22 protein-coding genes (1 of these 22 cut by a window edge) are annotated in these 26,424 nt (G+C 42.9%); 17 read left to right on the forward strand and 5 right to left on the reverse strand.

Translation table 11 applies throughout. The features are described from left to right. Nucleotides 1-987 carry the 3' portion of a DUF2075 domain-containing protein gene (locus ACSYSH_RS05245; RefSeq protein WP_491702247.1) on the forward strand. Its footprint begins 228 nt before the window's first position, so 987 of the gene's 1,215 nt are visible here — the last part of the coding sequence; the start codon falls outside the window, past its left edge; the stop codon is at nt 985-987. A gap of 70 nt (nt 988-1,057) precedes the next feature. Here the strand turns inward: ACSYSH_RS05245 and ACSYSH_RS05250 are convergent, their stop codons facing one another. Beyond that, the gene (locus ACSYSH_RS05250) at nt 1,058-1,831 is read right to left on the reverse strand and encodes a TIGR01457 family HAD-type hydrolase (protein WP_252773302.1); all 774 of its coding nucleotides are present in this window, start codon (nt 1,829-1,831) and stop codon (nt 1,058-1,060) included. Between the two features lie 159 nt (nt 1,832-1,990). On the opposite strand from ACSYSH_RS05250, the gene ACSYSH_RS05255 reads away from it, so the two are divergent. Together ACSYSH_RS05255 and ACSYSH_RS05260 are read left to right on the forward strand one after the other, a co-directional pair. Continuing rightward, complete coding sequence (locus tag ACSYSH_RS05255; protein WP_489816150.1) at nt 1,991-4,198, forward strand: LTA synthase family protein; 2,208 nt, start codon at nt 1,991-1,993, stop codon at nt 4,196-4,198. 44 nt (nt 4,199-4,242) lie between these two features. Further along, entirely contained in the window at nt 4,243-5,154 is a 912-nt protein-coding gene (locus tag ACSYSH_RS05260) for an RluA family pseudouridine synthase (RefSeq protein ID WP_489816151.1), read from the forward strand. A 43-nt stretch (nt 5,155-5,197) separates the two neighbouring features. Here the strand turns inward: ACSYSH_RS05260 and ACSYSH_RS05265 are convergent, their stop codons facing one another. Then, complete coding sequence (locus ACSYSH_RS05265) at nt 5,198-5,935, reverse strand: MIP/aquaporin family protein (RefSeq protein ID WP_252773299.1); 738 nt, start codon at nt 5,933-5,935, stop codon at nt 5,198-5,200. 87 nt (nt 5,936-6,022) lie between these two features. Next, the gene (locus tag ACSYSH_RS05270; protein WP_491706142.1) at nt 6,023-8,335 is read right to left on the reverse strand and encodes a heavy metal translocating P-type ATPase; all 2,313 of its coding nucleotides are present in this window, start codon (nt 8,333-8,335) and stop codon (nt 6,023-6,025) included. Between the two features lie 510 nt (nt 8,336-8,845). On the opposite strand from ACSYSH_RS05270, the gene ACSYSH_RS05275 reads away from it, so the two are divergent. The 3 genes from ACSYSH_RS05275 to ACSYSH_RS05285 all read left to right on the forward strand — a co-directional run bounded on the left by ACSYSH_RS05275 (nt 8,846) and on the right by ACSYSH_RS05285 (nt 10,857). After that, nucleotides 8,846-9,367: a hypothetical protein gene (locus ACSYSH_RS05275; RefSeq protein ID WP_491706143.1), complete on the forward strand. Its 522-nt coding sequence runs from the start codon at nt 8,846-8,848 to the stop codon at nt 9,365-9,367. Between the two features lie 439 nt (nt 9,368-9,806). Then, nucleotides 9,807-10,373 (forward strand): hypothetical protein, encoded by a 567-nt coding sequence (locus ACSYSH_RS05280; RefSeq protein ID WP_491706144.1) that lies wholly within the window; start codon nt 9,807-9,809, stop codon nt 10,371-10,373. Nucleotides 10,374-10,656: 283 nt separating this feature from the next. After that, nucleotides 10,657-10,857 carry a hypothetical protein gene (locus ACSYSH_RS05285; RefSeq protein WP_489816160.1) on the forward strand — a complete coding sequence of 67 codons (201 nt, stop codon included), beginning with the start codon at nt 10,657-10,659 and terminating at the stop codon, nt 10,855-10,857. A gap of 227 nt (nt 10,858-11,084) precedes the next feature. Here ACSYSH_RS05285 and ACSYSH_RS05290 read toward each other — a convergent pair whose 3' ends face one another. Beyond that, a complete protein-coding gene (locus ACSYSH_RS05290) occupies nt 11,085-12,836 on the reverse strand; it encodes an RNA-directed DNA polymerase (RefSeq protein WP_491706145.1) in 1,752 nt (583 codons plus the stop codon). Nucleotides 12,837-13,178: 342 nt separating this feature from the next. Further along, the gene (locus tag ACSYSH_RS05295; RefSeq protein ID WP_491706146.1) at nt 13,179-13,400 is read right to left on the reverse strand and encodes a hypothetical protein; all 222 of its coding nucleotides are present in this window, start codon (nt 13,398-13,400) and stop codon (nt 13,179-13,181) included. 1,115 nt (nt 13,401-14,515) lie between these two features. On the opposite strand from ACSYSH_RS05295, the gene ACSYSH_RS05300 reads away from it, so the two are divergent. The 11 genes from ACSYSH_RS05300 (at nt 14,516) to purH (ending at nt 26,418) form a co-directional block, all read left to right on the forward strand. Continuing rightward, nucleotides 14,516-15,835: a chloride channel protein gene (locus ACSYSH_RS05300; protein ID WP_491706147.1), complete on the forward strand. Its 1,320-nt coding sequence runs from the start codon at nt 14,516-14,518 to the stop codon at nt 15,833-15,835. Nucleotides 15,836-16,084: 249 nt separating this feature from the next. Beyond that, nucleotides 16,085-16,573, forward strand: a complete 489-nt coding sequence (gene purE / locus ACSYSH_RS05305; RefSeq protein ID WP_252773290.1) for a 5-(carboxyamino)imidazole ribonucleotide mutase — start codon at nt 16,085-16,087, stop codon at nt 16,571-16,573. After that, nucleotides 16,570-17,694 (forward strand): 5-(carboxyamino)imidazole ribonucleotide synthase, encoded by a 1,125-nt coding sequence (purK, locus tag ACSYSH_RS05310; RefSeq protein WP_491702242.1) that lies wholly within the window; start codon nt 16,570-16,572, stop codon nt 17,692-17,694. Before purE ends, purK begins: the two co-directional genes overlap by 4 nt. Nucleotides 17,695-17,712: 18 nt before the next feature. Continuing rightward, the gene (locus ACSYSH_RS05315; RefSeq protein ID WP_491702241.1) at nt 17,713-18,465 is read left to right on the forward strand and encodes a phosphoribosylaminoimidazolesuccinocarboxamide synthase; all 753 of its coding nucleotides are present in this window, start codon (nt 17,713-17,715) and stop codon (nt 18,463-18,465) included. A gap of 16 nt (nt 18,466-18,481) precedes the next feature. After that, on the forward strand, nt 18,482-18,730 hold the full coding sequence (gene purS, locus ACSYSH_RS05320; RefSeq protein WP_252773287.1) for a phosphoribosylformylglycinamidine synthase subunit PurS: 249 nt from the start codon (nt 18,482-18,484) through the stop codon (nt 18,728-18,730). Nucleotides 18,731-18,744: 14 nt separating this feature from the next. Next, nucleotides 18,745-19,419, forward strand: a complete 675-nt coding sequence (purQ, locus tag ACSYSH_RS05325) for a phosphoribosylformylglycinamidine synthase subunit PurQ (protein ID WP_489816172.1) — start codon at nt 18,745-18,747, stop codon at nt 19,417-19,419. A 30-nt stretch (nt 19,420-19,449) separates the two neighbouring features. Continuing rightward, entirely contained in the window at nt 19,450-21,693 is a 2,244-nt protein-coding gene (purL, locus tag ACSYSH_RS05330) for a phosphoribosylformylglycinamidine synthase subunit PurL (RefSeq protein WP_491702240.1), read from the forward strand. An 11-nt stretch (nt 21,694-21,704) separates the two neighbouring features. Continuing rightward, the gene (gene purF / locus ACSYSH_RS05335) at nt 21,705-23,246 is read left to right on the forward strand and encodes an amidophosphoribosyltransferase (RefSeq protein ID WP_491702239.1); all 1,542 of its coding nucleotides are present in this window, start codon (nt 21,705-21,707) and stop codon (nt 23,244-23,246) included. Then, nucleotides 23,247-24,305: a phosphoribosylformylglycinamidine cyclo-ligase gene (purM, locus tag ACSYSH_RS05340; RefSeq protein ID WP_491702238.1), complete on the forward strand. Its 1,059-nt coding sequence runs from the start codon at nt 23,247-23,249 to the stop codon at nt 24,303-24,305. Then, nucleotides 24,290-24,895 (forward strand): phosphoribosylglycinamide formyltransferase, encoded by a 606-nt coding sequence (gene purN / locus ACSYSH_RS05345; RefSeq protein ID WP_491702237.1) that lies wholly within the window; start codon nt 24,290-24,292, stop codon nt 24,893-24,895. The genes purM and purN overlap by 16 nt, the downstream gene beginning before the upstream one ends. After that, nucleotides 24,892-26,418, forward strand: coding sequence for a bifunctional phosphoribosylaminoimidazolecarboxamide formyltransferase/IMP cyclohydrolase (gene purH / locus ACSYSH_RS05350; protein WP_491702236.1), 1,527 nt, complete (start codon nt 24,892-24,894; stop codon nt 26,416-26,418). Before purN ends, purH begins: the two co-directional genes overlap by 4 nt. Nucleotides 26,419-26,424: the final 6 nt, after the last annotated feature.

A 26,424-nucleotide genomic window follows, 5' to 3' on the forward strand; every position in this document is an offset into this window, starting at 1 on the left:
AAAGGGTTAAAAACGGTATTTACCGTTAATCATCCAGAACTTTTAAAGGTTTACCAGGAAATGGGCGCGCGTTATCAAAATCTTTATAAAAAAGATTATGTTCGGCCTACATCACTCATTAATGGGGGACATAAGACGGATAGTCGCTATGATGTTGTTTTGATCGACGAGGGCCACCTCCTACTAAGTAAGAGAGAGCCCTATATTCGTTTTTTTCAAGACAATCAGTTAACCGAAATTATTAAATTGGCGAAAGTTGTCGTGGTTGTTTTTGACTTTCAGCAGGTTATTCAGGGTAAGATGTTTTGGAACCAAAAACTGTTAAACCAGGTCTTAGCCCCCTATGATCATCGGATTTTTCCAATGGATTTTCAATATCGAATGGAAGCCAACGCCCCTGTTTCCGCTTGGATTGATGACTTTGTTACAAGCAAGCTCACACCTTTGCCAGCTGATCTAGGAAATTACGATCTGCGAATTTTTAAACGAGCAGATGTCCTCTTGAAAACGATCAAGGCCCGCAACCAAGAAGTTGGCTTGGCCCGAGTACTGGCAACAACTGGGTTTCAACGCCGGTCTGATGGCGCCCACCACGTTGTTTTAGACGGTTTTGATTTACCATGGGACGAGTTTGATGCGCAAGTCAAAACGTGGCCAAACCGACCAGAATCAATTAACCAGGTGGGATCGATTTATACTGTCCAGGGTTTTGATTTAAATTATGCTGGGGTTTTGCTGAGCCCGGCATTTGAGTACGATGAAGAAAGTGACCGGATGATAGTTAATCCAGCAAAGGTTACGCATAAAGAAATTTATAAAAAGAATCCCAATTTGACAGATGCAGATGCCATTGCTCAGGCTAAAACTGATTTTATGTACAATGCTTTAAATATTTTAGTTAAGCGTGGTAAAAAAGGGTTGTATCTAAAGGCAGCTGACCCAGCCCTTAACGCACGTTTACTGGCCTTACAAAATAAAGCAAAATAAAAGAAGCCAAACCATGATAGGCTTGGCTTCAACGAGAAAAACCGGTTATCCGGATTTTGATTCAATTAAATTATTCAACAGACCATTCATCAAAGTTAGCGACAAAATCAGATGGTTGGTTGACTTCTTTGGCCACATCGGCTGGCTTAGAAACGCCGGTGTAGACTAGAAGAGTATCGAGCCCGTTTTTGATACCGGCAAGGATATCCGTATTATAGTTATCGCCAACCATGACGGGATGGTCGGGATGATTAAGCTTAGCCAGAGCACCTTCCATAATTGGAGCTTCTGGCTTAGCAATAATAGTCGGTTCGACCCCGGTTGCCGTTTTGAGAGCAGCGACAAGTGAGCCGGCACCAGGAAGCATGCCCTCTTCACTTGGCAGGTTTGTATCGGCATTCGTAGCAATAAACTTTGCTCCGCGAGCAATCGCAAAAGTTGCCTCTTTGAGCTTTTGGTAGGTAAAGTTGCGGTCGAGACCCATTACCACAACGTTGGCTTCAGTGGCGGGGACCAGGTCGATGCCGGCATTTTCGAGGGCATCTTTTAGTCCAGTTTCACCAATTAGATAAACCTTTTGCCCGCTGCTAGCTAAACCCTTAACATAGTCAGCGGTTGCCATAGCTGAGGTATAGACCTGATCAACCGTTGTTTTGATACCGTGGTTAATCGTTAGGTTATCTGCGACATCCTTGGCTGTTTTTGTTGAATTATTAGTGACAAAAAGGTAAGGAATTTGGGCAGTTTGCAACCGCTCAATAAATCTTTTAGCGGCTGGAATTGGTTGTTTGCCATGGTAGATTGTTCCATCAAGGTCAATTAAATAAGCATTATACTTTGGCATAAAAATATCCTCTTTAGTGGTTCGATTGATTCTATTGTCACGTATTTATTTAAAATTAGCAAGTGAAAAAGACCAGGTTTTAAAAACAGAAAAAAAGATACGTGCTTGAAATGATTTTTAACTGAAAGCCCCCAGAAATAGGCGTATAATGGCCTTATTATGAAAAAAGACGTACAAAAAAATCCGCATCTTTTAAAGGCGGTTTACCAAGCAGGTCGAGCAAGAGTTCAGACTCGCTTAGGTTTTTATACACTATTAGTTTCGTTATTCATCTTGAAAACTTTTTTGGCTTACGGCATGGATTTTAACTGGATGCACGTGTCGTCATTATATCAAGTTTTTTTGATGCTGATTAATCCAATCGGATTTACGATGCTAATTTTTGCACTACCGTTATTCTTTAAAAATCGTAATCTTTATTACGGTGGGATGATGGTTTTATATACGGCGCTGACCACCTATCTTTATATTAGCGTGACTTATTATCGTGAATTTACTGACTATCTGAGTGTTAACGTGATTTTGAACTACTCGTCGGTTAACCAAGGTGGTAAGGCCGCCGGTGCAATTAGTTTTAGTGCCCACGACTTTTTGTTTTGGATTGACGTTGTGATCCTCATAGGTCTTTTGTTGTTTAAAAAGATTAACCGTGATCGAAAAGAGGTGCGTCCTGGGAAAACATCAACTTTGATAGCAGTTGGCTGGTTGCTTATCATGGCCAACTTGGCGTTGGCTGATGTTGATCGGCCCCAGCTGCTGACCCGGCAGTTTGATCGGGAATACCTGGTTAAGTATTTGGGGATTGGCCCCTTTACGATCTTAGATGCTTATAATACTTTTAAAACCAGTCAGGTACGAAAATCAGCGAAACCAGCAGAACTGCAAAAGGTAAAAAAGTACGTTCAAGACCACTATGTTGGCATGAATCCAACCTATGCTGGAAAGGCTAAGGGCAAGAACGTTATTGTAATTCATCTGGAGTCATTCCAACAATTTTCAATTGACCGTAAGGTTAACGGGCAAGAAGTAACACCGTTCTTAAATTCTTTGTATCACAGCAAGGATACGATTGCCTTTGATAACTTCTTCCACCAAGTCGGCCAGGGAAAGACCTCCGATGCTGAAAATCTATTGGAGACGTCGACCTATGGTCTGCCACAAGGTTCGCTCTTTGCTAAATTGGGCAATGACCAGACCTTCCAGGCTATGCCTGCCATTTTGAACCAACGGGCTGGCTATTCATCAGCAGTTTTCCATGGTAATACCGGATCGTTTTGGAATCGAACGAATGTTTACAAGAACATGGGTTATCAGAATTGGATTTCGGGTGAATACTTTGATACGAGTGGTAAAAATTCAACTGCATGGGGTTTGAAGGATAAGTTGCTCTTTAAAGACTCAGTCCCATACCTTGAACGGTTGCAACAGCCGTTTTATGCTAAGTACATTACGGTTTCCAACCATATTCCATATGAAATTGATAAGGATGACCAGGATCCTAATTTCCAAACGTCTAATTCTGGTTCCAAGTATATTGATAATTACTTTATTACTAACCATTATTTGGATCAGGCCATTAAAGAATTTTTCGATTATTTGAAGAAATCAGGTTTGTACGACAATACGATGGTTGTGCTCTATGGTGACCACTACGGTATCAATAACACGGATAATAAGTATTTGGCCCCACTTTTGGGCAAGGATCCAAGCAAATGGACCGACCTGGATAACGAAAACTTGCAAAGAACACCGTTGATTATTCATATTCCAGGTTTGAAAAATGGTGGAATTAACCACACCTATGGGGGTGAAGTTGATGTAGCCCCAACAATCGAACATCTTTTGGGTATTTCAAGTAAACGTTATATTCAGTTTGGTCAGGACCTTTTGTCGACAAAACGAAGTCAATTGGTTGTGATGCGTAATAAGGATTGGATGACGCCAGAGTATGCTTCGATTTCTGGTACCATTTGGGATACTAAGACAGGCGAAAAGGTCATTGATCCAACGCCTGATCAGGAAAAATTGTTTAACAAGTATCAGACGGAAGCAAATGAAAAGCTTGCTATGTCTGACACGCTAAACCAGAAGAATTTGTTGCGTTTCTACCATCCAGACGGCTTTAAGGCAGTTGATGCAGCAGCTTATGATTATTCGAAGTCGAAGACATTGGCACGTTTCAAAAAGGCAAACGAAAATCAAAGTTCAACCTCCTTATACACTCAGCATGGCGATCAGAGTACTGTTGGTGACTATGTCACTAATGCGCCGGAAATTAATGATAGCCCAGATTCATTGCAAGCGGACTATCCAGGTGCGTCAGTTGCTTTTTCACCAAGTAGTGCAAGTAGCAGCAGTGGCAACTAACATGAAATCAGGGGAAACCCTGATTTTTTACTAGGGAAAAGAAAATGTTTGCAAAATATCAACGAGAAATTACCATTACGGATCGCTTTGCTGGTTTGGCAGTGAAAGATTACTTGAAACAAATTTTTCTGCCAAAGCATTTGCGGGGGAATTTGCGACAGGAAAGGGGCCTCCAGGTTAATGGCCAACAGGTCTCGACAGCCCATGTTTTAAAGACCGGCGATCAATTAACCTTGGCCTTCCAAGAGGCGGTCTTCTTGGACCAGCAGGGCCCTTATCCGGCTAATACTGACAGTACATTTGCCATTGTCTATCAAAATGAGGACCTCTTGGTGGTAAACAAACCCGCTGGGATGAAAATGCACCCGCATTCGCCGACAGAAACGGATACGTTGCTAAATTACGTTAATGGTTATTTTCAAACAAATCCACAAAAATCGGCTGACCAACCTGCTCAGGCTTTGATGGTTCATCGCTTGGATCGAGCAACTTCTGGCCTAGTGATTATTGCTAAAAATCCAATTGTGGTCCCAATCTTAAACCGTTTAATAAAAGAAAAAATTATTCAGCGCACCTATCTGGCCAGAGTCAGGGGTCTTTTTGACCAGAAGGTTGGCATCTTTGAACAAAGGATTGGACGGCATCCAAGTGATGATCGCTTGCGTTGGTTGGATGCCACAGGTCAAAGTGCAACGACCCATTATCAGGTTTTAAGTGAGGATAGAAAACGCAATGAGAGCCTTGTTCGCCTTGAATTACAGACGGGTAGGATGCACCAGCTGCGGGTCCATTTAGCCGGAAATGGTCATCCCATTAATGGGGATGACTTGTATCACGGCAAGGCTGACAAGCGACTAGCCCTGCATTCAACGGCTCTTTTACTGGTGTTGCCCTTTACCGGTGAGCAAGTTTTATTGGAAGAACGTGCTGGGTTAATTTCAAAAAATAACAATTAAAAAGGTCCTGACTAGAAAGTCAGGACCTTTTTGATACGAAGGATTATTCGGCAACTGATTTAACAGCGGGATCATCTTCATTCATGAAATATTTAACGACTAGGCCAGCTAAGAGACCGCCCAAAATCTCGGCAATTAAGAAGTACCAGAGATGGGCAGAGGATGCCAAGCCCTTGTAAAGAGCGGGGGCAAGAACACGGGCTGGGTTAACCAGGCCATTTGTCAGTGGATAGGTCACAAAGGAAATCAGGGTGAAGCTAATCCCAGTGATAGCGGCACTTTGTTTGATGTGCTTTTTCAATGCCACTAGGGTAATAAAGACTAAGACGAAGGTAAAGAATAATTCAATGGCCACCGCTAGCCAAACGGAAATGGCACTTGCTGCGGATGGCTCTAACAAGGAAAATAATTGGCTAGCTTTGACAGAAGACGTTGATGAAGATGATGAACCACTTTGTTGTGCATTAATGATTGGGATTAATGTATAAACTGCAAGGGTCAATCCAGCAAAGGCTCCAAGGAACTGGGCCAAAAAGTAGGCTCCAAAGGTTTTCCACGAGATGTCTTGATTGATGGCTGCTCCTAGAGAAACGGCGGGGTTAAAGTGGCCACCGTTCGCCATCGGCCCGAAGATAAACATCAACGCTGCTAGGGATAGGCCAAAGATTGCCATAGCATCGAAGAGCTGACCTGTTTGGAAGGTCGTGACGTAAATCAAGGCGGTGGTGGCGAAGATAACCAACAGCATCGTCCCAAAGAATTCTGCAAAATACTTGCGCATAAAAAAAAGCTCCTTTTATTTGTACTCAACTGCTAATTATACAGCTTTGACATAAAAGAAACTTTAAAGATTCTAATTTTTGCTCGCTTACTTGTGTAAGAGAAGCGCATTGACTGCCACAACAACCGTTGAAAGCGACATCACGATAGCGCCAATTAATGGGTTTAACATGATGCCAGCAAAGGCAAAGAGGCCAGCGGCGGTCGGAATGGCTAAGATATTATAGCCGGCCCCCCACCAAAGGTTCTCAATTTCTTTACGGTTAGCATTATGGGCTAAGTTAATTAAGTCGATAATCTTTGGCAAGGATTGCGAAATCAACACCGCGTCGGCTGACGCCTGGGCCACATCGGTTCCTGCACCAATGGCTACTGATAAATCGGCTTGGGCCAAGGCAGGAGAATCATTAATCCCATCACCAATCATCATCGTCTGACCTTTTTGTTGATACTGCTTGACCAGGTTAATCTTGTCCTCTGGTGAAACCTCTGCCTGAACCAAGTCGATGCCCAATTCTTGGGCAACCTTATTAGCCGTCTTTTGAGCATCACCTGTGACAAGGACTGGAGTAATTTGGTGAGCCTTAAGTTGGGCAACGAAGTCTTTGGCAGTGGCTTTAATGCTATCACCAAGGGAGACAGCAGCCAAAACTTGGTGGCCATCCGTTAGGTAGGAAATTGAACCATCGGCATCTAATGGGTTAAAGTCAATCTGTTGGTCGGTTAGGTAACGGGCTGAAACCAGTGAGTATTGCTGACCATTGACGGTTCCACTAATTCCAGCCCCGGAAATGGTTTGAACGTCTTGACCGGCTGTGACGGTCACACCATCGTCCTTGGCTTTTTGGACAATAGCCTTAGCTAGTGGGTGAGAAGATTGCTGTTCAAGGGCGGCCATGATGGCTAGGGCGTCATGGTCGCTGATTTTGTTAGTGACTAATTTTTGTACTTGGAAATGACCGTTAGTCAAAGTACCGGTCTTATCCATTAATGCATAATCCAGATGTTTAGCTGACAGCACTGCACCGTGCTTCTTAATCAAAATACCGTCTTTGGCTGCCAGTGCCTTGGTTCGTTGAATCACCAATGGAATGGCCAGGCCTAAAGCGTGTGGACAAGCAATGATTAGCGTTGTCACGGCAATGTTAAAGGCAGTGGCCAGGCCACTGATGGCGGTCCAGATAACTAGGGCCAAGACGGCAGCTGTCAAGCCAACCCAGAAAAGCCAGCCGGCAACCTGATTGGCTAATGATTCAGCTTTGGTAGAGCTGGCTTCTGTTTGGTTCAAAGTCTTTTTGAGGTGACCAATAAATGAGTCATTGCCGACGGCCGAAACCTGGACAAGCAGAGTGCCTTCACCGTTAATCGTTCCACCAATGACAGAGGACTTTTCAGTCTTTTGGACCGGCTTTGATTCCCCAGTCATCAGAGATTCATCGACTTGAGATGAACCTGAAAGGACGGTCCCATCGGCGGGAAAGGATTCACCAGCCAAGACTTGGACAACCGCACCCTTTGTGAGCGAACTGACGGGCTTATCAGTGAAGGAGTCGCCGTCTTTGACGTGGGCCGTTGCTGGTGTGAGCTTTGCCAGTTCGGAAGTTGCATTGCCGGCCTTCATGGTGGCTTGCATTTCAATTAGGTGCCCCAAGAGCATGATAACGACTAAGGTACCGAACTCCAGGAAGTAGTCCATGGCCTCGACCTTAAAGAAAGTTTTGGCAATAAAGGCATAAACGGAAACCCAGAAGGTCACCAAAAGTCCCATGGAAATCAGCGACATCATCGCTGGTTTCTTTTGCTTCAACTCAAGTTTCGCGCTTGAAAAGAAAGGTTGGGTACCAACGGCATACATGGCGACCGCCAAAAGCAGCATCACCCAGTTGGAACCAGGGAATGTCAACGTGATTGGTAGGTCAACGCCCATAAAGGGGGCAACGAAGAGGAGCGGAATCAAGAGGGCGAAAGACCACCAGAATCGTTGTTTCATGTTGCCATGATTCATTGGCATCCCGCCCATGGCACCCATTCCAGACATTCCAGCCATGTCATGATCCATTCCGGACATGCTCCCCATGCCATGATCCATGTGGCCGTGATCCATCTTCATGTGGCCGTGATCCATCTTCATGTGGCCATGGTCCATTTGCATGTGGTTATCGTGTCCGTCATGGTTGTGCCCCATATCCATGTTGTCCATGTTGTTGTGGCCGCCATGGCCATGGCCCATTTGCATGTGGTTATCGTGTCCGTCATGGTTGTGCCCCATATCCATGTTATCCATGTTGTTGTGGCCGCCATGACCTGGATGACCCATCTGCGTCTGGCCCATGTCTTTTTTCATGTTTTCTTCATGGTTTTTGTGATTCATGTGACGGTTCTTGTCAAAGTCGTCTGCCATAAAAACTTCCTTTCTAAAAACAAATTTATTCCTTTACTGGTCTAACTTAAAACAAATTCTAATATTATGCAAGTTCTTGATAGTTGATTAAAAAAATCAGCCAGATTAATTTCTAATCAAAAAGCTGTTAAAATAATGATTAACAGCCTTTTGAATCGAAAAAATTATCTGTGGTGAAGTTAGAAACCGTCGTTTATTTTTACATGATTGGTATAGTTTCTTTTTAATTGGAATGACAAAGAGGTTTCATTGGTGCTAGTGTTAAGAAAAGAAACGGGCGAGCAGTTTATAATAAAACTAAATTTAATCAAAAGTACGGAAAGGATAAAACGATACGATATAATTGTCATTACTAACCCTGATAAAAAATAGTGACAAGACATGCATGATATTAAAACTCATGCATTCTCTGGTGATATTACATAGGAAAATTTTAGGGAAAAACAGCATAAAGCAAAAAATTAATATTTATAGCCAGACTCTTACGCTCATAACTTGAGGAATTTATCTATGAAAAAAATTACAATCGCTATTATTATTTTGATACTATTATTAGCTACTTTTTTTTATATCGGTAGTGAAAACAAAAGTAAAAGCAACAACAATTCAATTACTTCTAGTAACCAGTCTAGTCAGAAAAAAGACAATACTACTGTTTCATTATCTAGTCAGACATCTAGTCAAATCGATAATACTAGCGACAATAATTCTAGCGGTGATCAGTCATCATCTCAGACATCCAATCAAGCAAACAGTGCTAATAGCACTGGGACCATACCATCAGCAGGTCAGGGTCATGTTGTTAATAATGCCCAAGATGCGTTAGATGTCGTTAAAACAGCTTTTGCATCAAGTATTGGTGATGACGTCAATGACTTTGAATTTGATGTTTATCAAGACCCTAGAGATCCTAATTCGCATAACTTTGATGTCCAAACAATTATAAAATCGGCAAAAATGGCCGGAGGGAGTGGCACAGCAGGAATTTATAGCGTCAGTCCAAACGGTCATTTTGGCCTGATTGTTTTTTAATATAACTCAGCGCACTGACGTTCTATCGATGATGTAACAGAGATATCTAAATAGTATGATAATCAGCTAATCCTATCTAACAAATATCTTTTCAATAACATGAAATATCCAATAAGAGAATTTGAATTCAGTTCCTTAATTATTTTGGATATAAAGGGTTTCTGATTTTCTTTAACTCATGTAATGCCCTAGTTAGCTGTTCAGCGTGTGATTGATTTATTAGCTGGGCATTTTTAACAATGAGAGTTTTTTATAAAAGAAAGTCGTCCCTTTATATTGCTGTCATTTAGGTGTTTGTATATAAATACCCAGTTCCATGCTAGGACTGTTAAAATGTCATTTTTCATTGACAGTTTAACATTGACAAATAAATAAACGGGTAATGAAGCCAATTGCAATACCAATTAGAAAATGTGATACTTATTCAGAGGTATAAATTATGAAAAAAATGTTTAGCATTGTGATGCTAATTGGCGTCATTCTTTTAGGATTTTTGCTGCTTAAAGAAAAACACCATAATGATTTACTAAAAGAAGAAGTAAAAAAACAATCAGAGAATCAAAAGACAAATGCAAATAAAAAAAAGTCAACGATAGACAATAAAGAAATGGTTAACAAAGCCTTAGTAGGTAAGGGGTTTGACACAGTTCTATTCAAATATAATGATGTGGATGTTGATAAAGCCATGGATACTATACCAGGAACTCCACAAAACCTAGCACACGATGGCAAACGATTTTATTATTTCAATAGTGACGCTACTTTCAGAAGCACAAGTGTGGGAAGCTATGCAGGAGCAGCTGGGGGAAGTTGGAAGATTGATGAAACACATATAATATTGACTATGGACGCCGGCGCTCAATTTAAAATTCCCTATCAAATAAAAGATAATACGGTGCTTTTTCCTAATTGGGATGACTATTCAAATGGGAATAAATATACTTATCAATTTATTCCTGATAATTCGGCAAAGTCCTATATTGAAGGAAAAAGTCTTCAAAGCTAACTTGATTTAATATCCTTCATGATGTCATTACGAACAAAAATCGATATAATGACATCATAGAAGTCAAGTTGGGTTTTGGATTCAATCGTCTACTAATGACCGAATTCCTTCTTTCTCAGTTAGCCTCACATAAGGAATCTGATTCATTGTATTGATAAATTTTGTCGGTTTCACCGTTTGTACGTACAGCTTATGTACCGAATTTTAGTGTTAAAATGACTTTTGTTGACGAGTAAAAGTCAGGTATAATATCTGACAACAAAGGTTTGAGAAGGAGTTTCAGATGAAATTTTTAGGTGTTTTTTTAATAACAGTCACCAGTTTATTGGTTTTTATTTTTTATCTCGTACCCGATATTATGAATGGCAATCCGAACAAATTGAGTTTTTGGTTTGACCTTATTGTTGCTAGTGTATACGTTGTCGGCATGTCTTTTTTTGTCACAGGAGTCTTAAGAACAGAGCTTTCTCATCGGCGTTCTTAGAATTGACTGTTTCACAAAGGCTCAAGCCCTTGAAAACAGCTTTCTGAGAAGTAGACCAATTGTTGGGGTCCAAATTGAGCAAGCGTGCTTATCATAAAAAAAAGACCAGCCCCTAACAAACCAACTTGAGTTGTTAGGGGCTGTTTTAATAGTGTTTTATAGGGGTGATTAGTTAAATATCACCCCTGTGGTTATTAGTCAACGTCAAAAGGTCATATAGCACTTATCTAACTATTGTTTTGTAGTAAAAACTCTATTATACCCAGATTATTCCATTGAATTTCCGATCTATTACTTGAGATAAATAATTTTTTAATCTCATGACAAACGTTTCTTTCAGTCACTATCCAGAGTTTTGATATAGGGAGCCACCATTTAGATTGAGAGACGTTTGCCAAATGTTTAGGGGCTAGTATATTCATAATCTCTGATTCAATGCGGCTATTTGTTTGTTTGCTGTTTTTCTTCAGCAGAACTGTTAAAACCAATACATTAATATCTGTTTGCTTTTTCTTTTTTTTGTACGCAGAAAACACTCTAGATGTTTCTCTAGATGTACCTGCTTGGCCCAAGACATAGAAATACCATACTTCTAAATCGGTATCAGAAAAGCTGTCTTCAATATAATCTAATTCCTTAAAAAGAGTGTTCCAAATATTGTGTCTAACAGGTGGTATCGCAGTAGAAACAGCCGCAGAAATAGCCTGGTAAATATGCATAGCTAGTACAGGTTTTACATATGTTACTTTTGTCAAAAAAAGTATTAAGGATACCACGACTTTATTATCCTTAAATTTTATTTTTTTGTTTTGGATTTGCTTTGTAATTATGGATAAGATAGCTTTTACAGTAGATAGATCGCTTTCTTCAAGTAGATTAATAATAGTCTCTCGGAGGAAGAGGTAATCGTCAAATAAAAACTGTTCTATATGTCCATTTGTAAAAGTTTTTATTTTAGGATAACGTTCTAGGTGCGCTTGTTTTTGTATTTCAAACCCTTTATAGATTTGAAGTTTGCTGTCATTAAAAGATAATTCATATTTCCTAAATAGTTTTATTAAATGGTGTTTTATGAATTCCAAATCAGAATTTCTTTTGGAAAAAAAGCGATAGTCATCAACATAGCGCGTAAAGTTAATATCTAATTTTAATTTTTTGATTAACTCAACTATTTCTTGATCCAATGATAATTGGAACAATTCTGCAGATATTTTGGAGGAGATTGGCCCCTGTATTATTCCTTTTGTATGTGCATCATTTATTTTTTGATTGAACTCATCCAACCAAAGTAGATAGCTTCCAAACCTTTCAGAGTCACAAAGCATATTTTTAGACAATAAATGTGTATATATGTTTTCGAAAAATTTACTTAAGTCCATTTGTAAGACATAAGGGTATGTTGATTCTATCTTAAAACGCTGTAATTTACTTTCCTTAAAAAATTTGTTGGTTTCATCGTATCCTATAAAACCAACAGCTATATCTTCTTCAAGGATAACTTCTTCATCTTCTTCATAGAGCATAGATGAAAAAAATCCGTCTCGACCAATTATGGGGGATTCAGAATGACTTGTTTTTCCATTTAAGCGCTCTTCACTAGAATACAATTGACTGAGTACTGAATCGGCAATAATGAGGCTGTTATATGCAAACATAAGTGAATGCTTAATATTTGGTATAGCCATTGGTCTCCAAGAATCATTTATTTTTATCGTAAAAAACTTAATTGATTCAGCAGCCCAATTTTTTCCATAAATATAATCTGGAGGTTTAATTCCTTTATCAAGTCTTGTAATTAGATTGTTTGATTCATCTATAGTAAACAGTGTTGTTTTAGGATTATCCCTTAATTCTTTAATTAATGCCGTAGAAGAATTTTCAGTGATCAAATTATTAAGCAGTGGAGGCAATTGTGTAGCAAACATACCGTTCAATAGAGTGTATGAATCATAACTTTTTTCAAATAAATGAGTATCCACTATTTTCACATCCTAACATGGTTAAATTTTATTCTTACCTAAAATTCCCGTCGGAATTTTTGTTTTAAATCATTAACTTTACGCACCGCAAAGTTGGATTGTTGTGCTTACTTTGTTTAGAATTAGTAGCCTTGATATTTTCAAAATTTATTTATGATGGACCAAATTACAACCACTATACAAACATTTTTTGCAAGAAGTCTTTTTTCTGTTCATTGAGGGAACTAGGAATTTTTTGAGAACATCGACAATATTTTTGATACTTTCACTAATCAAGAAACATAACACAACACATCAAGTCACGCCATAACATAGCACGCTATTCAATTGAAAGGATTAATACTATGCATTTGAAGATAACATGGATGAACTAAAAAACAGTATGAATAGCCAACCAGTAGCTAATAAACCCACGGCACCTAGAATTTCAAAATCTGATAGATTATCACCCTTTTCATCGTTATGGGCATATGGTCCATGGTAACTATAATCACGACTATATGTGCCGTTCTCATAGTTTTCTTTTACCATGTCATGTAAGTCTTTTATTTTATTTTTGGACATTTATTTTTCCTTATTTTTGTGTTTAAGTATACGTTAATAAAAGATAGAATTGTATTTTTAATGGTCATCAGTGTCAATGTTATACTGTCAATATGGACAATGCAAAACTTGACATCCTAACAGCACTAGAAAAAGAACTGAGTATTAGTCGTCAAACACTGTATAAACGGCTTAATGATAGCAATATGAGCAAAAGACTTTTTAACAAAAGAAAAAGCAGACCCCAATTAATGGGATCTGCTTTTTTCGTTAACGCACATTATGTTAACAGCGACTGATTATACCTAGAAAGATAGTGTTTATCCTATAGAATTAACGTGAGAGAGATCAACAGTGATTCCTTCAAAAAATCCAATAACTCCTATTGCTAAAAACAATACCTAATATCTGTATTATTCTGTGTTTATTTTCATGATTCCCCAGTTTGTTTTCGTTAATTTACATTATATTAAGTCGAATTTTAGTGGTGTAAGAATCCGTTGATAAGGCCATACACTATGGGAATAATAATACCAATGCTAGTAATGGTAAATCCTATTTTTTCAAGTAAGTCGAGTTTCTTAAAAAAGCTTTTGGCATGTGTTAGTAAAATGATAATTCCGATCAAAGCAGCATAGTAATGTACAGCATAATTTAAACCTTCGAATATTGATAGTACTTTTTTCAAAGGAATATTGATATGTGCTGATAGGAAAGCCAAAGTGTTAGACTTTATTTTTTAGGGGCGTTTCTTTTCTCAAAAAGTCTTTTGCTCAATTTCAGCCAAATCAATTAGTGTACTGCTCAAAAAAGGGAAGTTAAAGACATTGATGACAAGTTGAACTTTAATCGATTAGCACAATAATGGCCGCAGGCATTTATTCTTGCATTATAACGCGACCGTTCTTTTCCGGTAAAAATCAAGCTGGCATAAAAGCGGAATTCAATAGTAAAGACTTTTAACCAGATTCTTGCATTTTCTGGACAAATTATGTACATTAGTATGCGGTTATTTACCACTTATTCTGCGCATGGTTGAGCCATTTTCGGCCAAAAGGAGACCCTGATTTGCCCAATGAAATTGTCAGAATTTAATTGTTTTCAAATAATCCAATTACCGATCTAAAGGGGAAATTATGGTTAATCAAAATCAACAGCCGTTAGCGGCTGAATTCAAAGAAGAGGACAGCGCCTTTTGGTCACTGGGGATTGCGACAATCGTCTTGGCGGTGGTTATCGGCTTTGCTGCACTCTTGCTGTCACTCTTTTTAGAACATGTGGAAGTTTTGTTCTTACATTTTCATGAATCGTTCCGGCACTATAGCCCAAACAGCGCTAGTCCAATGCGCCGTTTTCTATCGGTTGTCATCGGATCAACAATTGCCGGGTTTGTCTGGTGGGCGATTCGTTCTCGTGGCCGCAAAATCGTTGGTATTAATGCTGCCTTGAAGGGTGACGAAATGCCACCAATTAAGACGGCTTTCAACGTCTTGGCTCAGATGTTCTTTGTCGGAACGGGTGGGTCCGTTGGTCGTGAGTTAGCACCTCGGCAGGCCGGGGTCATGCTAGCCCAAGCTTATCAAAAGAAAACAGCTAAATGGCAGTTCTTGAAGTTAAGTCAAGAGGACCAAAAGCTACTCTTGGCGGCCGCGGCTGGTGCTGGTTTTGCCGGTGTTTATATCTCGCCAATTACGGGGATGCTCTTTGCCGTTGAACTGCTATTGAAGAAAGCATCTGTGAAGACCATTTCGGTGGCTTTGATTATGTCGACGATTGCTGCTTTAATGGGAGCGATTGTTAAGGGCTTTGATCCATACTATGCCTTATCAAAGGCTGACCACTTCTCACTGATTTTATTGGTCGTTTCCTTGATTATCGGCCCAATTGCCGGAATCTTTGGGGCGTGGGCCAAGCAAGCCTTTGCTTGGGCACAGCAATACCAGGCAAAGGGAAAGTGGCTTTGGGTGACGATGCCATTGGTCGGAATCGTCACTGGGCTAACTGCCTGGGTCTTCCCTTACGTGATGGGGAATGGCCGTGCCACGGCCCAGTATGCTTTTTTGCAAACGAACCATCACTTGCTGTACTTTTTCATTGCCCTTGGTTTAGCTAAATTTGTCATGACCTTCTTGAGTCTCTACGCTGGTGGTACTGGTGGTACATTGACACCCTCGATTGCATTGGGAAGTGTCTTGGGCTTGGTTTTCTCCGTGCCCTTGGCACCACTTTTTCCAGGAATCTTACCATGGCAGTTTGCTTTGATTGGTGCCGTTGCCCTATTAGCAGCCTCTCAGCAAGCACCATTGATGGCAATGTTTATGGTCTTTGAAATCAGTCACCTGGACTATTCGGCTCTGATTATCTTCGCCCTTGCGGTGGCCCTGTCATCGTCAACAGCTAAGATTTATCTGAACTGGTGTGACCGCCGTGCTGCAGTAAAATCTAAATTAGGCTAATTTCACTAGAAATGCCAGAATGTTATTTAACATTCTGGCATTTTTTTATTACAGATAATACATAGGAAAGATGCGGGTTTTAAACGATTGTTCGGTTTTGGTCTGGAATTCCCTCTTTATATGAGAAAATTATTATTAAATAACGAACACAAGTCATGTTAGTTTTGTTATCATGTCTTTAAAGCGAACTGCATTTTTTTAAAGTGGCTCTATATAGATAAAACACGAACAATACAGGAGGCGTACCGCATGACAGCGCGCGTAGCAGTGGTGATGGGTTCTAAAAGTGATTGGCCAACGATGAAGCTGGCTGTTGATTTGTTGCAAGACTTAGGGATTGCAGCAGAGAAGCACGTAATTTCAGCCCACCGAATGCCAGTTCAACTACAGGAGTTTGGGTCACAGGCCAGAGAGAATGGCTTAGAAATTATTATTGCCGGAGCGGGAGGGGCCGCTCATTTACCTGGCATGTTAGCTGCCAGTACAACAATCCCCGTCATCGGGGTCCCAGTTAAGTCCAGTAACTTAAATGGTCTTGATTCACTCTTGAGTATTGTTCAAATGCCCGGCGGGGTGCCGGTTGGCACAATGGCCATCGGGAATTCTGGTGCCAAGAACGCGGCCCTATATGCCGCTTCGATTTTGTCATTACAAGATGAAGAAGTTGCCACTAATTTGGCTGATTTCCGCGCTAAGCAAACTGCTAGCTCGATTGAAAGCGAAGGGGAGTTGCAATGACAGAGGCAAACCGTTACCTCGAACCAGGGAAGACCATCGGAATCATCGGTGGTGGTCAGTTGGGGCAAATGATGGCCCTTTCAGCAAAAGAAATGGGTTATCAGGTACTGGTCTTAGATCCAACCCCAGACTGTCCCACCGCTCAAGTTTGTGATGACCAAATCGTGGCTGAATACGACGATCAAATGGCCCTCCAAGAGTTGGCGGATCGGTCGGATGTTTTGACTTATGAATTTGAAAACGTCAGCCAAGCGGCCTTACAGGAATTAAAGGATGCCTATATCCCACAGGGCGTGCGACTCTTAGAAATCACCAGTAATCGTTTGGCGGAAAAAGCCTTTATTCGTGATGAAGCACAAGTACCGGTTGCTAAGTTTGCCCGGGTTGAGAGCCCAGCGGATTTAGAGCAGGCGATCACCAAGGTGGGCTTGCCAGCTATTTTAAAAACGGTTAGTGGTGGTTACGATGGCCATGGTCAATTTGACTTGAACACCGCTGCTGATGTTGAAGAGTTGAAGGGGAATTGGCCTGGTGGCGTGCTGATTTTAGAAGAAAAGATTGCCTTTACCAAGGAAGTCAGCGTCATGGTAACTCGAACGAAGCAGGGTCAATTGGTCACGTGGCCAATTTCTGAAAATGTCCACCAAAATCATATTTTGAAGACCTGCATGATTCCCGCAGCGATTGCCAAAGATCAAGATAGCCAAGTCCATGAAATTGCCAAGACGATTGCCGATCAGCTTGACTTGCGCGGGGTCTTAGGCATCGAACTCTTTGTTAACCAGGAGAGCAATCAGGTGTGGGTCAATGAGTTAGCGCCACGGCCACATAATTCTGGTCATTACACGATTGAAGCCTGCAATATTTCTCAGTTTGAAGGACATATTCGCAGCATTGTCGGCCTACCAATTCCAGCAATTAAGCTCCATGACCGTGCGATGATGGTCAATTTACTTGGCGATGAATTGTTAAAGGCACGCCAAGCCTTCCCTGATCATGCCGATTGGCATTTCCATGATTATGGCAAGGCGGCCGTCAAGCCCGGTCGGAAAATGGGTCACCTTACGGTGGTTGGTCAACCGGCTATTGCAGATTTAAGCACATATTTCCAAACAATTTAATCAGGAGAGTAAGGAAAAATGATAGAAAATACAGTTGAATTTGACGGACAGCAGCTTACCCGCGGTGACTTGCTGTATGAAGGAAAGGCTAAGCAGGTCTTTGCGACTAATGATCCGGCCATTATCTGGATGCATTACATGGACCAGGTCACAGCCTTGAACGGAAAAGTTAAGGAAGAATACAGTGGCAAGGGCGAGTTAAATTCAAACATCTCAAATCTCCTTTTTACTTACCTGTCTAACCAAGGCTTGCAACACCATTGGTTGGGGTCAATTTCTGCAACCGATGAGCTGGTGAAGAAGGTGGACATTATTCCTTTGGAAGTGGTTACTCGTAACTATACAGCGGGGCACTTTGTTTCTCGCTTCGGGGTCGAACCAATGCAAAAGTTGTCACCCCGTGTGCAGGAACTGTATTACAAGTCGGATGAGCTGGATGACCCTTTTATGAACGACTCACAGGCAGTATCCTTGCGCTTTGCCAGCGAAGCTGATTTAAAGACGGTCTATGGGTTGGCTGACAGGGTCAACGAACTCTTGGTGGCCTTGTTTAACAAGGTTGACATTACGTTACTTGACTACAAATTAGAATTTGGCCGTTTAGCTGATGGGCAAATCATCTTGGCCGATGAACTTTCACCGGATAACATGCGTTTGGTTGATCAAAAGACGGGCAAGTCACTTGATAAAGATGTTTTCCGCCAAAAGCAGGGGGACTTGCGTGTTGGCTACCAGGATGTATTGGCACGCCTCCAAGGCGCGTTGAAGTAAAAGGAGTACAGGAAAAATGTATTTGGCAAAAATTTACGTAACCTACAAGCCATCAATTTTGGACCCGCAGGGGGTTGTTATTAAATCAGCCTTAGAGCGCTTGGAATACCAAGGAATCGAAGATGTTAGTCAAGGAAAATACTTCCAGGTGAAGTTAACCGGTGTCGATAAGGTTGCCGTTGCCAAGGAAGTTGAATCATTGGTTGAAGAATTATTAATTAACCATAATACCGAAACCTATACTTACGATTTGGAAGAAATTTAAAAAGGAGACCACCCATGAAAGCTGCTGTCATTACTTTTCCAGGTTCTAATTGTGATATGGATATGTATCACGCTTTGGAATCGTTTGATGTTGATGTTGATTTGTTAGACGATCAGGCCAGTGACCTTTCAGCATACGATGCCATCTTTATTCCAGGCGGCTTTTCTTACGGTGATTATCTCCGTTCAGGTGCTGTTGCTAAGTTTTCACCGGCAATGGACGCTGTGAAGGCCGCTGCTGCAAACGGTCAGTTGGTTGTTGGTATTTGCAATGGTTTCCAGATTTTGACGGAAGCTGGGCTGTTGCCTGGTCAACTCCTGGTTAATGAGCAGCCTGGTTTTATTTGCGATGAAGTCAACTTAGTGGTGGAAAATGCAGAGAGTAACTTTACCAACACGATGGGTAAGGGGGCGGTCTTGAAGGTTCCAATCGCTCACGGTGAAGGAAACTATGTTACTGATGAAGCCACTCTCAAAGAGTTGGAAGATAACCAGCAAGTCATTTTCCGCTACCAAGAAAACGTTAACGGTTCAATGAATAAAATTGCCGGTGTCACAAATAAGGCAGGCAACGTTTATGGCATGATGCCCCACCCTGAACGAGCTGTTGATGCTTTAACTGGTAATGACAGTGGCCGTGCTTTCTTCGAAAGCCTCTTACACGCAGTTGATCAAAAAGCCCACGCTTAAGCAAGACATCCGTTTTAAAGGAGAATTTGGATGAGTACCCAACAAACTAACCCAATGGCAAATGAGCCCAGCCCAGATATGATCGCTGAAAAGCGGATTTATGCCGATTGGGGCCTAACAGACCATGAATATGATTTGATTGTGGAACACCTTGGCCGCCAGCCAAATTATACCGAAGCTGGTATTTTTTCTGGAATGTGGTCAGAACACTGCTCTTACAAGAAGTCAAAGCCCGCGTTGCGCAAGTTCTGGTCGAAAAACGAACGTGTCTTACAAGGCCCTGGTGAAGGTGCCGGTATCTTAGATATTGGGGATGGCCAGGCCGTCGTTTTTAAAGCTGAGAGCCACAATCATCCTTCCTTTGTCGAACCTTATGAGGGGGCTGCAACCGGTGTTGGTGGTATTTTACGCGATATTTTCTCCATGGGTGCCCAACCAATCGCCGTTTTGGATTCTTTGCGCTTTGGTCAATTAGACAATGCCAAGACCCGTCAAATCGTTGATGGTGTCATTGCCGGGATTGCCGGATATGGGAATGCCATCGGGATTCCGAACTTGGGTGGTGAAATTGCCTTTGATGAATCGTATGCGGGAAACCCACTGGTCAACGTGATGTCAGTTGGTTTGGTTAACCAAAATGAAATGCAAGTTGGTCAGGCTAAGGGGTCAGGCAACACGATTATCTATGTTGGCGCGAAAACTGGTCGAGACGGCATCAATGGGGCAAGCTTTGCCTCAGCAGAATTTTCATCAACAGAAGAATCCGACCGTTCTGCTGTTCAGGTTGGAGATCCTTTCTTGGAAAAGTTGGTGATGGACGCCACGATTGATGCTATTAAGAAATATGGTAAGAGCATTATCGGAATCCAAGACATGGGCGCTGCTGGTTTACTGTCATCAAGTTCTGAAATGGCCTCAAAGGCCGGTACTGGAATCGAATTGAACCTTGATTTGGTTCCCCAACGAGAAGCTTCGTTGACACCGTACGAATTGATGTTGTCCGAGTCACAAGAACGGATGTTGCTGGTCGTCCAAAAGGGCGAGGAACAACCAGTAATCGACCTCTTTGAAAAGGCCGGTTTGGATGCCGTTGCAGTTGGTACGGTGACAGACGACGGCCGTTACCGTTTGAACTTCCACGGCGAAACAGTGGCTGATGTGGACATTGACTTTTTGACAAACGCACCTGAGCCAAAGTTGGCCCAGGAAGAACCTGCTCGTTTGAAGGAAGCTCGTGCTGACCAATACCAACCAAACGTGGCAGATGCCAACCAGGTCTTGCTTGATCTTTTGGCACAGCCAACGATTGCCTCCAAGGCCAGCCTCTTTCGTCACTTTGATTCCCAAGTCCGTGCCGATACTGTGGTCAAGCCGGGCGGGGATGCTGGGGTTGTGCGCATTCGCGGAACAAAGAAGGCTTTGGCGATGACGACCGATGTTAACAGTCGCTACGCCTACTTGAACCCCTTTGTGGGTGGTCAAATGGCTGTGACCGAAGCTGCCTCAAACCTGGTAGCGACAGGTGCTTTGCCAATCGGAATGACGGACTGCTTGAACTTTGGTTCGCCCGATAATCCAGCAGTTTATTATGAGTTACATCAGTCAGTTGAAGGCATCACGGAGATGGCCAAGCGCTTAAATACTCCCGTTATTTCTGGCAATGTCAGTCTTTATAACGAAACTGACAACCAGGCCATCTTGCCAACAGCCATGGTCGGCATGGTTGGTTTGATTGCTGATAATCAACACATTACCCGTGCCGAATTCCAAAACGAAGGCGACCAGGTTTACCTGGTAGGAACTATTGGGGATTCCTTTAACGGTAGCGAAATTCAAAAGATGCAGACTGGTGAAATTGCTGGTCAGTTAGCTGATTTTGACGTAGACGCTGCCCAAGTAAATCAGGAATTTGTTTTGCAGGCAATCGAAGCCGGTTTGGTTACCAGTGCACACGACTTAAGCGAAGGTGGTTTGGCCGTGGCTTTGGCTGAAGCGACCTTCCCAAATGACTTTGGAGTGCAAGCTGATTTTCCAGGAACGACTGCACAACTGTTTGCGGAAGTGCCAGGCCGCTTTGTATTGTCAGTACCGAGCGAACAAGCAGTTGCTTTTGAACAAAAGATGACCGAAACGAAGGCAGTGGTTGCTAAGTTGGGTCAAGTAACGACGGATGCAGTCATCGCCATTCAAACACAGGATGGCCAAGTAATGGTTGACCAAAAGGCCGCCAAGGCAAGCTATCAAGACGCGATTCCGCAATTGATGGCTGAATAAGGAGCACACCAATGGATCAATATGTGAATGAAGTGACCGAACAAGTGGCTTACTCATCATTAAATGAAGAATGTGGCATCTTTGGTGTCTGGGGTCGTGATGATGCGGCCAATTTGACCTATTATGGTCTGCACGCTTTGCAGCACCGTGGTCAAGAAGGAGCTGGTATTGTTGCCAATAATCAGGGACACCTGTGGCAGGAACGCGGGATCGGCCTTGTTGCCGAAGTTTTTGCTGACCCCCGTCGTTTGGAAGCCCTCAAGGGCCAGGCAGCGATTGGCCACTTGCGTTATGCAACGGCCGGGGCCCATGGAATTGAAAATATCCAACCCTTGATGGCTAATTTTCATGACATGCAACTGGCTTTGGCCCACAATGGGAACTTAACTAATGCACAAACATTGCGCAACCAGTTGGAAGAAGATGGCTCTATTTTCCAGTCCTCATCGGATTCTGAAATTATTTTGCACCTGATTCGTCGCTCACAGGCCGAGACCTTTGATGAAAAAATCAAGGACGCCTTGAATCAATTGCGTGGTGGCTTTGCTTTCTTGTTGCTGACCCCACACGCTTTGTATGCCATGTTGGATCCACACGGTTTTCGACCATTTGTTATTGGACAAATGCCGGATAATGGTTCTTACGTGGTTACTTCCGAAACGGCTGCGCTCCATGTTGTTGGGGCAAAGTATGTGCGTGATGTCCAACCTGGTGAGTTGATTCGTATTGATCAGGATGGCATGAACATCACTCATTACACAGAAAAGACGACATTGAATGTCGATGTGATGGAATATGTTTACTTCGCCCGTCCTGATTCGGATATTCACGGCATTAATGTTCACCAAGCGCGGAAGCGAATGGGGGCTGCGCTCGCAAAGGAACAGCCGGTTCCTGGAGCTGATATCGTTGTTGGCGTACCAAACTCCAGTTTGTCTGCCGCCAGCGGTTATGCCGAAGGCGCTGGACTGCCAAACGAAATGGGCTTGGTCAAAAATCAGTATATTGCCCGGACATTTATCGAGGCCACCCAAGATAAGCGCGAACGCGCCGTGCGGATGAAGTTATCTGCCGTTGAAGCTGTGGTGAAGGACAAAAACGTTGTCCTCGTTGATGACTCCTTGGTTCGTGGTACAACTTGTCGTTATATTGTCCGGATGCTCAAAGAAGCTGGGGCGAAATCAGTCCATGTTCGGATTGCGAGTCCAATCTTTAAGTACCCAGCTTTTTATGGGATTGATGTCCAAACCCGGGCTGAATTGATGGGCAATAATCATAGCTTGGACGAAATGACTGAATTAATCGAAGCGGATTCATTGGAATTCTTGAGTAACGAGGCTTTGGTGGCATCAATCGGTTTGCAGATGCCAGATGGTGAAACTGGCTTAACGACGGCTTACTTTAGCGGCCATTATCCAAGCCCGATTTATGATTATAGCCCAGAAATGGCTGAAGCCAAAGCAAGTGGTGAGGTCACTTTTGCTGAAGAACCAACCAGCTTGTATGTTCCACAAAATCCAGCAGAAGATCAGCGAGTAGAAGGAGCAAATTAAATGGCAAAAGAGCACAACGCTTATGAGGCAGCTGGGGTTGACATTGAGGCCGGTAACCAGGCCGTTGAGTTAATGGCCGAGGCCGTTGCGGATACTTACACACCAAATGTTGTCTCCGGACTAGGGGGATTTGGGTCTGTTTATGCCCTTGATGCGGGTATGCAGGAACCGGTCCTGATTTCCGGAACTGATGGTGTTGGCACTAAGCTCCTTTTAGCAATTGCCGCTAACCGGCATAATACGATTGGTCAAGACCTGGTTGGGATGGTTGTGAATGATATTTTAGCTCAGGGTGCCAAGCCAGCCTTTATGCTGGATTACCTGGCCGTCGATAAGATGCGACCAAAAGTTGCTGCTGAAATCGTGACGGGGATTGCCAAGGCGGCTAAGGAAGCGCAAATTGCCTTGGTTGGGGGAGAAAGCGCAGAATTGCCCGGTTTGTACCAGCCTCATCACTATGATCTAGCTGCCTTTGCGGTTGGTGTGGCTGAAAAAAGCCGATTGCTAACAAATGAGACCGTTCAGGTAGGCGATGTTTTGATTGGATTGCCATCCTCTGGTGTTCATTCCAACGGTTATTCGCTGGTTCGTCAGGTCTTGGGTATCCATGATGATGCCAAAGCCTTTAATGATTTGCCAGATCACTTGCAGGAAGAAATTTTGGCGCCAACGAAGTTGTATACTAACGCCTTGTGGCCATTGGTTGAGCAGGAGTTGGTACACTCAGCCGCCCATATTACGGGTGGTGGCCTTGTTGAAAACTTACCACGAGCATTACCAAAGAATGTTCAAGCAAAAATCAGCTGGGGCACATGGCCGATTTTGCCCATCTTTAAGAAGTTGCAAGAGGCCGGTAACTTATCGCTCGATGATATGTTGTTGACCTTTAACAACGGCTTGGGCATGGTTTTGATGGTTCCGGCTGACAAAGCGGGTGTGATTTTGGATCAATTGGCAGAACGCTCTGAACCAGCCTATCGGATCGGTGAAATCGTGCCAGCTGAAGCAGATCGTGAACCGGTCTTCTTTGAGGGGGATGCGCCATGGCCAGAAAAATAAAGCAACGAAAGGCCCGGTTGGCGGTTTTTGCTTCTGGAACGGGAACAAACTTTTCCGCCCTGCAGGAAGCAATTGTTAATCAGGACCTACCGGCAGAAATCGTTTTAGTCGTGGTTGACCACCAGGATGCGCCGGTTATCCAGCGCGCAGCGAAGTGGGCTATTCCGGTTTTTAAGGTTCGGTACCCAAGTTATGAAAATAAGGCGGCTGCCGAACAAGCGATTGTTGCCGAATTACAGGAGCACCAAGTTGATGGTATTTTGCTGGCCGGGTATATGCGTATCTTAACAGAAACACTGCTTTGCGCCTTTCCGCAAAAAATTGTGAATCTGCACCCTGCGTTGTTGCCTAAGTTCCCAGGTCGCCATAGTATCCTCGATGCTTATGAGGCTGGTGTAGGGGAAACGGGTGTGACCGTGCACTTCATCGACAACGGCATTGATACTGGACCAGCGATTGCCCAGCAGGCTGTGCCACGAATGCCAGAAGATTCACTGGCAGATTTGACTGAACGAATTCACGCAGTTGAACATGAACTTTATCCAGCAGTATTAGCTGATTTACTAGAAAAAGGGGTATTTTTACAATGAAACGGGCCTTGTTAAGTGTTTCCGATAAGACGGGTTTGGTAGACTTTGCCAAGCAATTAGTAGCATTAGACTTTGAATTGGTTTCAACCGGCGGTACACACAAGGCTTTGGCCGATGCTGGTTTGGATGTGATTGGGATTGAAGAGGTTACGAACTTTCCAGAAATGTTAGATGGTCGTGTTAAGACTTTGCACCCCCGCGTGCACGGTGCATTGTTGGCCCGGCGTGACTTGCCTGAACACATGGCGACTTTGAAAGAACATGGCATTACACCAATTGATCTGGTAGTTGTAAACTTGTACCCATTTAAGGAAACCATCTTGAAGCCTGACGTAACCGATGCGGATGCGATTGAAAGCATTGATATTGGCGGCCCATCAATGTTGCGTTCGGCAGCCAAGAACTTTGCTGCTGTTTTGCCAGTTGTTGATCCAACTGATTACGAAGCAGTGATTGCCCACTTGAAGAGTGGCGAAAACGACCAAAAGTTCCGCCGCCAATTGGCAACGAAGGTCTTCCAACACACAGCCGCTTATGATGCCTTGATTGCTTCTTACTTGACTGACAAGGAATTCCCAGAACAATTGACGATTTCTGGTGAAAAGTTTGACGACATGCGCTACGGGGAAAATCCAGACCAAAACGCTGCCGTTTATACGAGCGCTTTGCCTGAAAAGTATTCAATCTTAAATGCTGATATTTTGCACGGGAAGCAATTGTCTTACAATAATATCCGCGATGCCGATGCGGCTTTACGCATCATCGCTGAATATGAGGAAACGACAGTCGTCACAGTTAAGCACATGAACCCCGCCGGAATTGGTCAGGGTCAAACGGTTGAAGCAGCTTGGGACCAAGCCTTTGCTGCTGATGATATTTCAATTTTTGGTGGTATTGTTGCCTTGAACCGCGAAGTTGACTTGGCAACTGCCGAAAAAATGCACGCGATTTTCTTGGAAATCATTATTGCCCCAAGCTTTACCAAGGAAGCCTATGAAGTTTTGGCTAAGAAGAAGAACTTACGTCTTTTGACTTTGCCTTTTACAACGGCTATTCCAAATCAGACTGAAGTCACTTCTGTCTTGGGTGGCTTTGTGGCCCAGGATCGTGATTTGTTGTCCGAAACGGCAGCTGATTTTAAGGTAGTATCAAAGGCACAGCCAACTGCCGAACAGTTGCAGGCAATGGTCTTTGCCCAAAAGGCTGTTAAGCATACCAAGTCCAACGCCATTGTAGTGGCCCGCGATGGCCAAACATTGGGGGTTGGGGCTGGTCAACCGAACCGAATCGATTCAGTGAAGATGTCCATTGCAAAGGCTAAGACAAAGCCTGGCTTTGAGGATGCTGTTTTGGCATCCGACGCCTTCTTCCCCATGGACGATTCAGTGGCTTATGCCGCTGAAAACGGTATCAAGGCAGTGGTTGAACCTGGTGGTTCAATCAAGGACCAAGACTCAATTGATAAGGCCAATGAATTGGGCTTGGTTTTGGTCTTCTCAGGTCGTCGTCACTTCAAGCATTAAGCAAGA

The sequence above is a fragment of the Fructobacillus sp. ESL1117 genome, assembly GCF_058508565.1.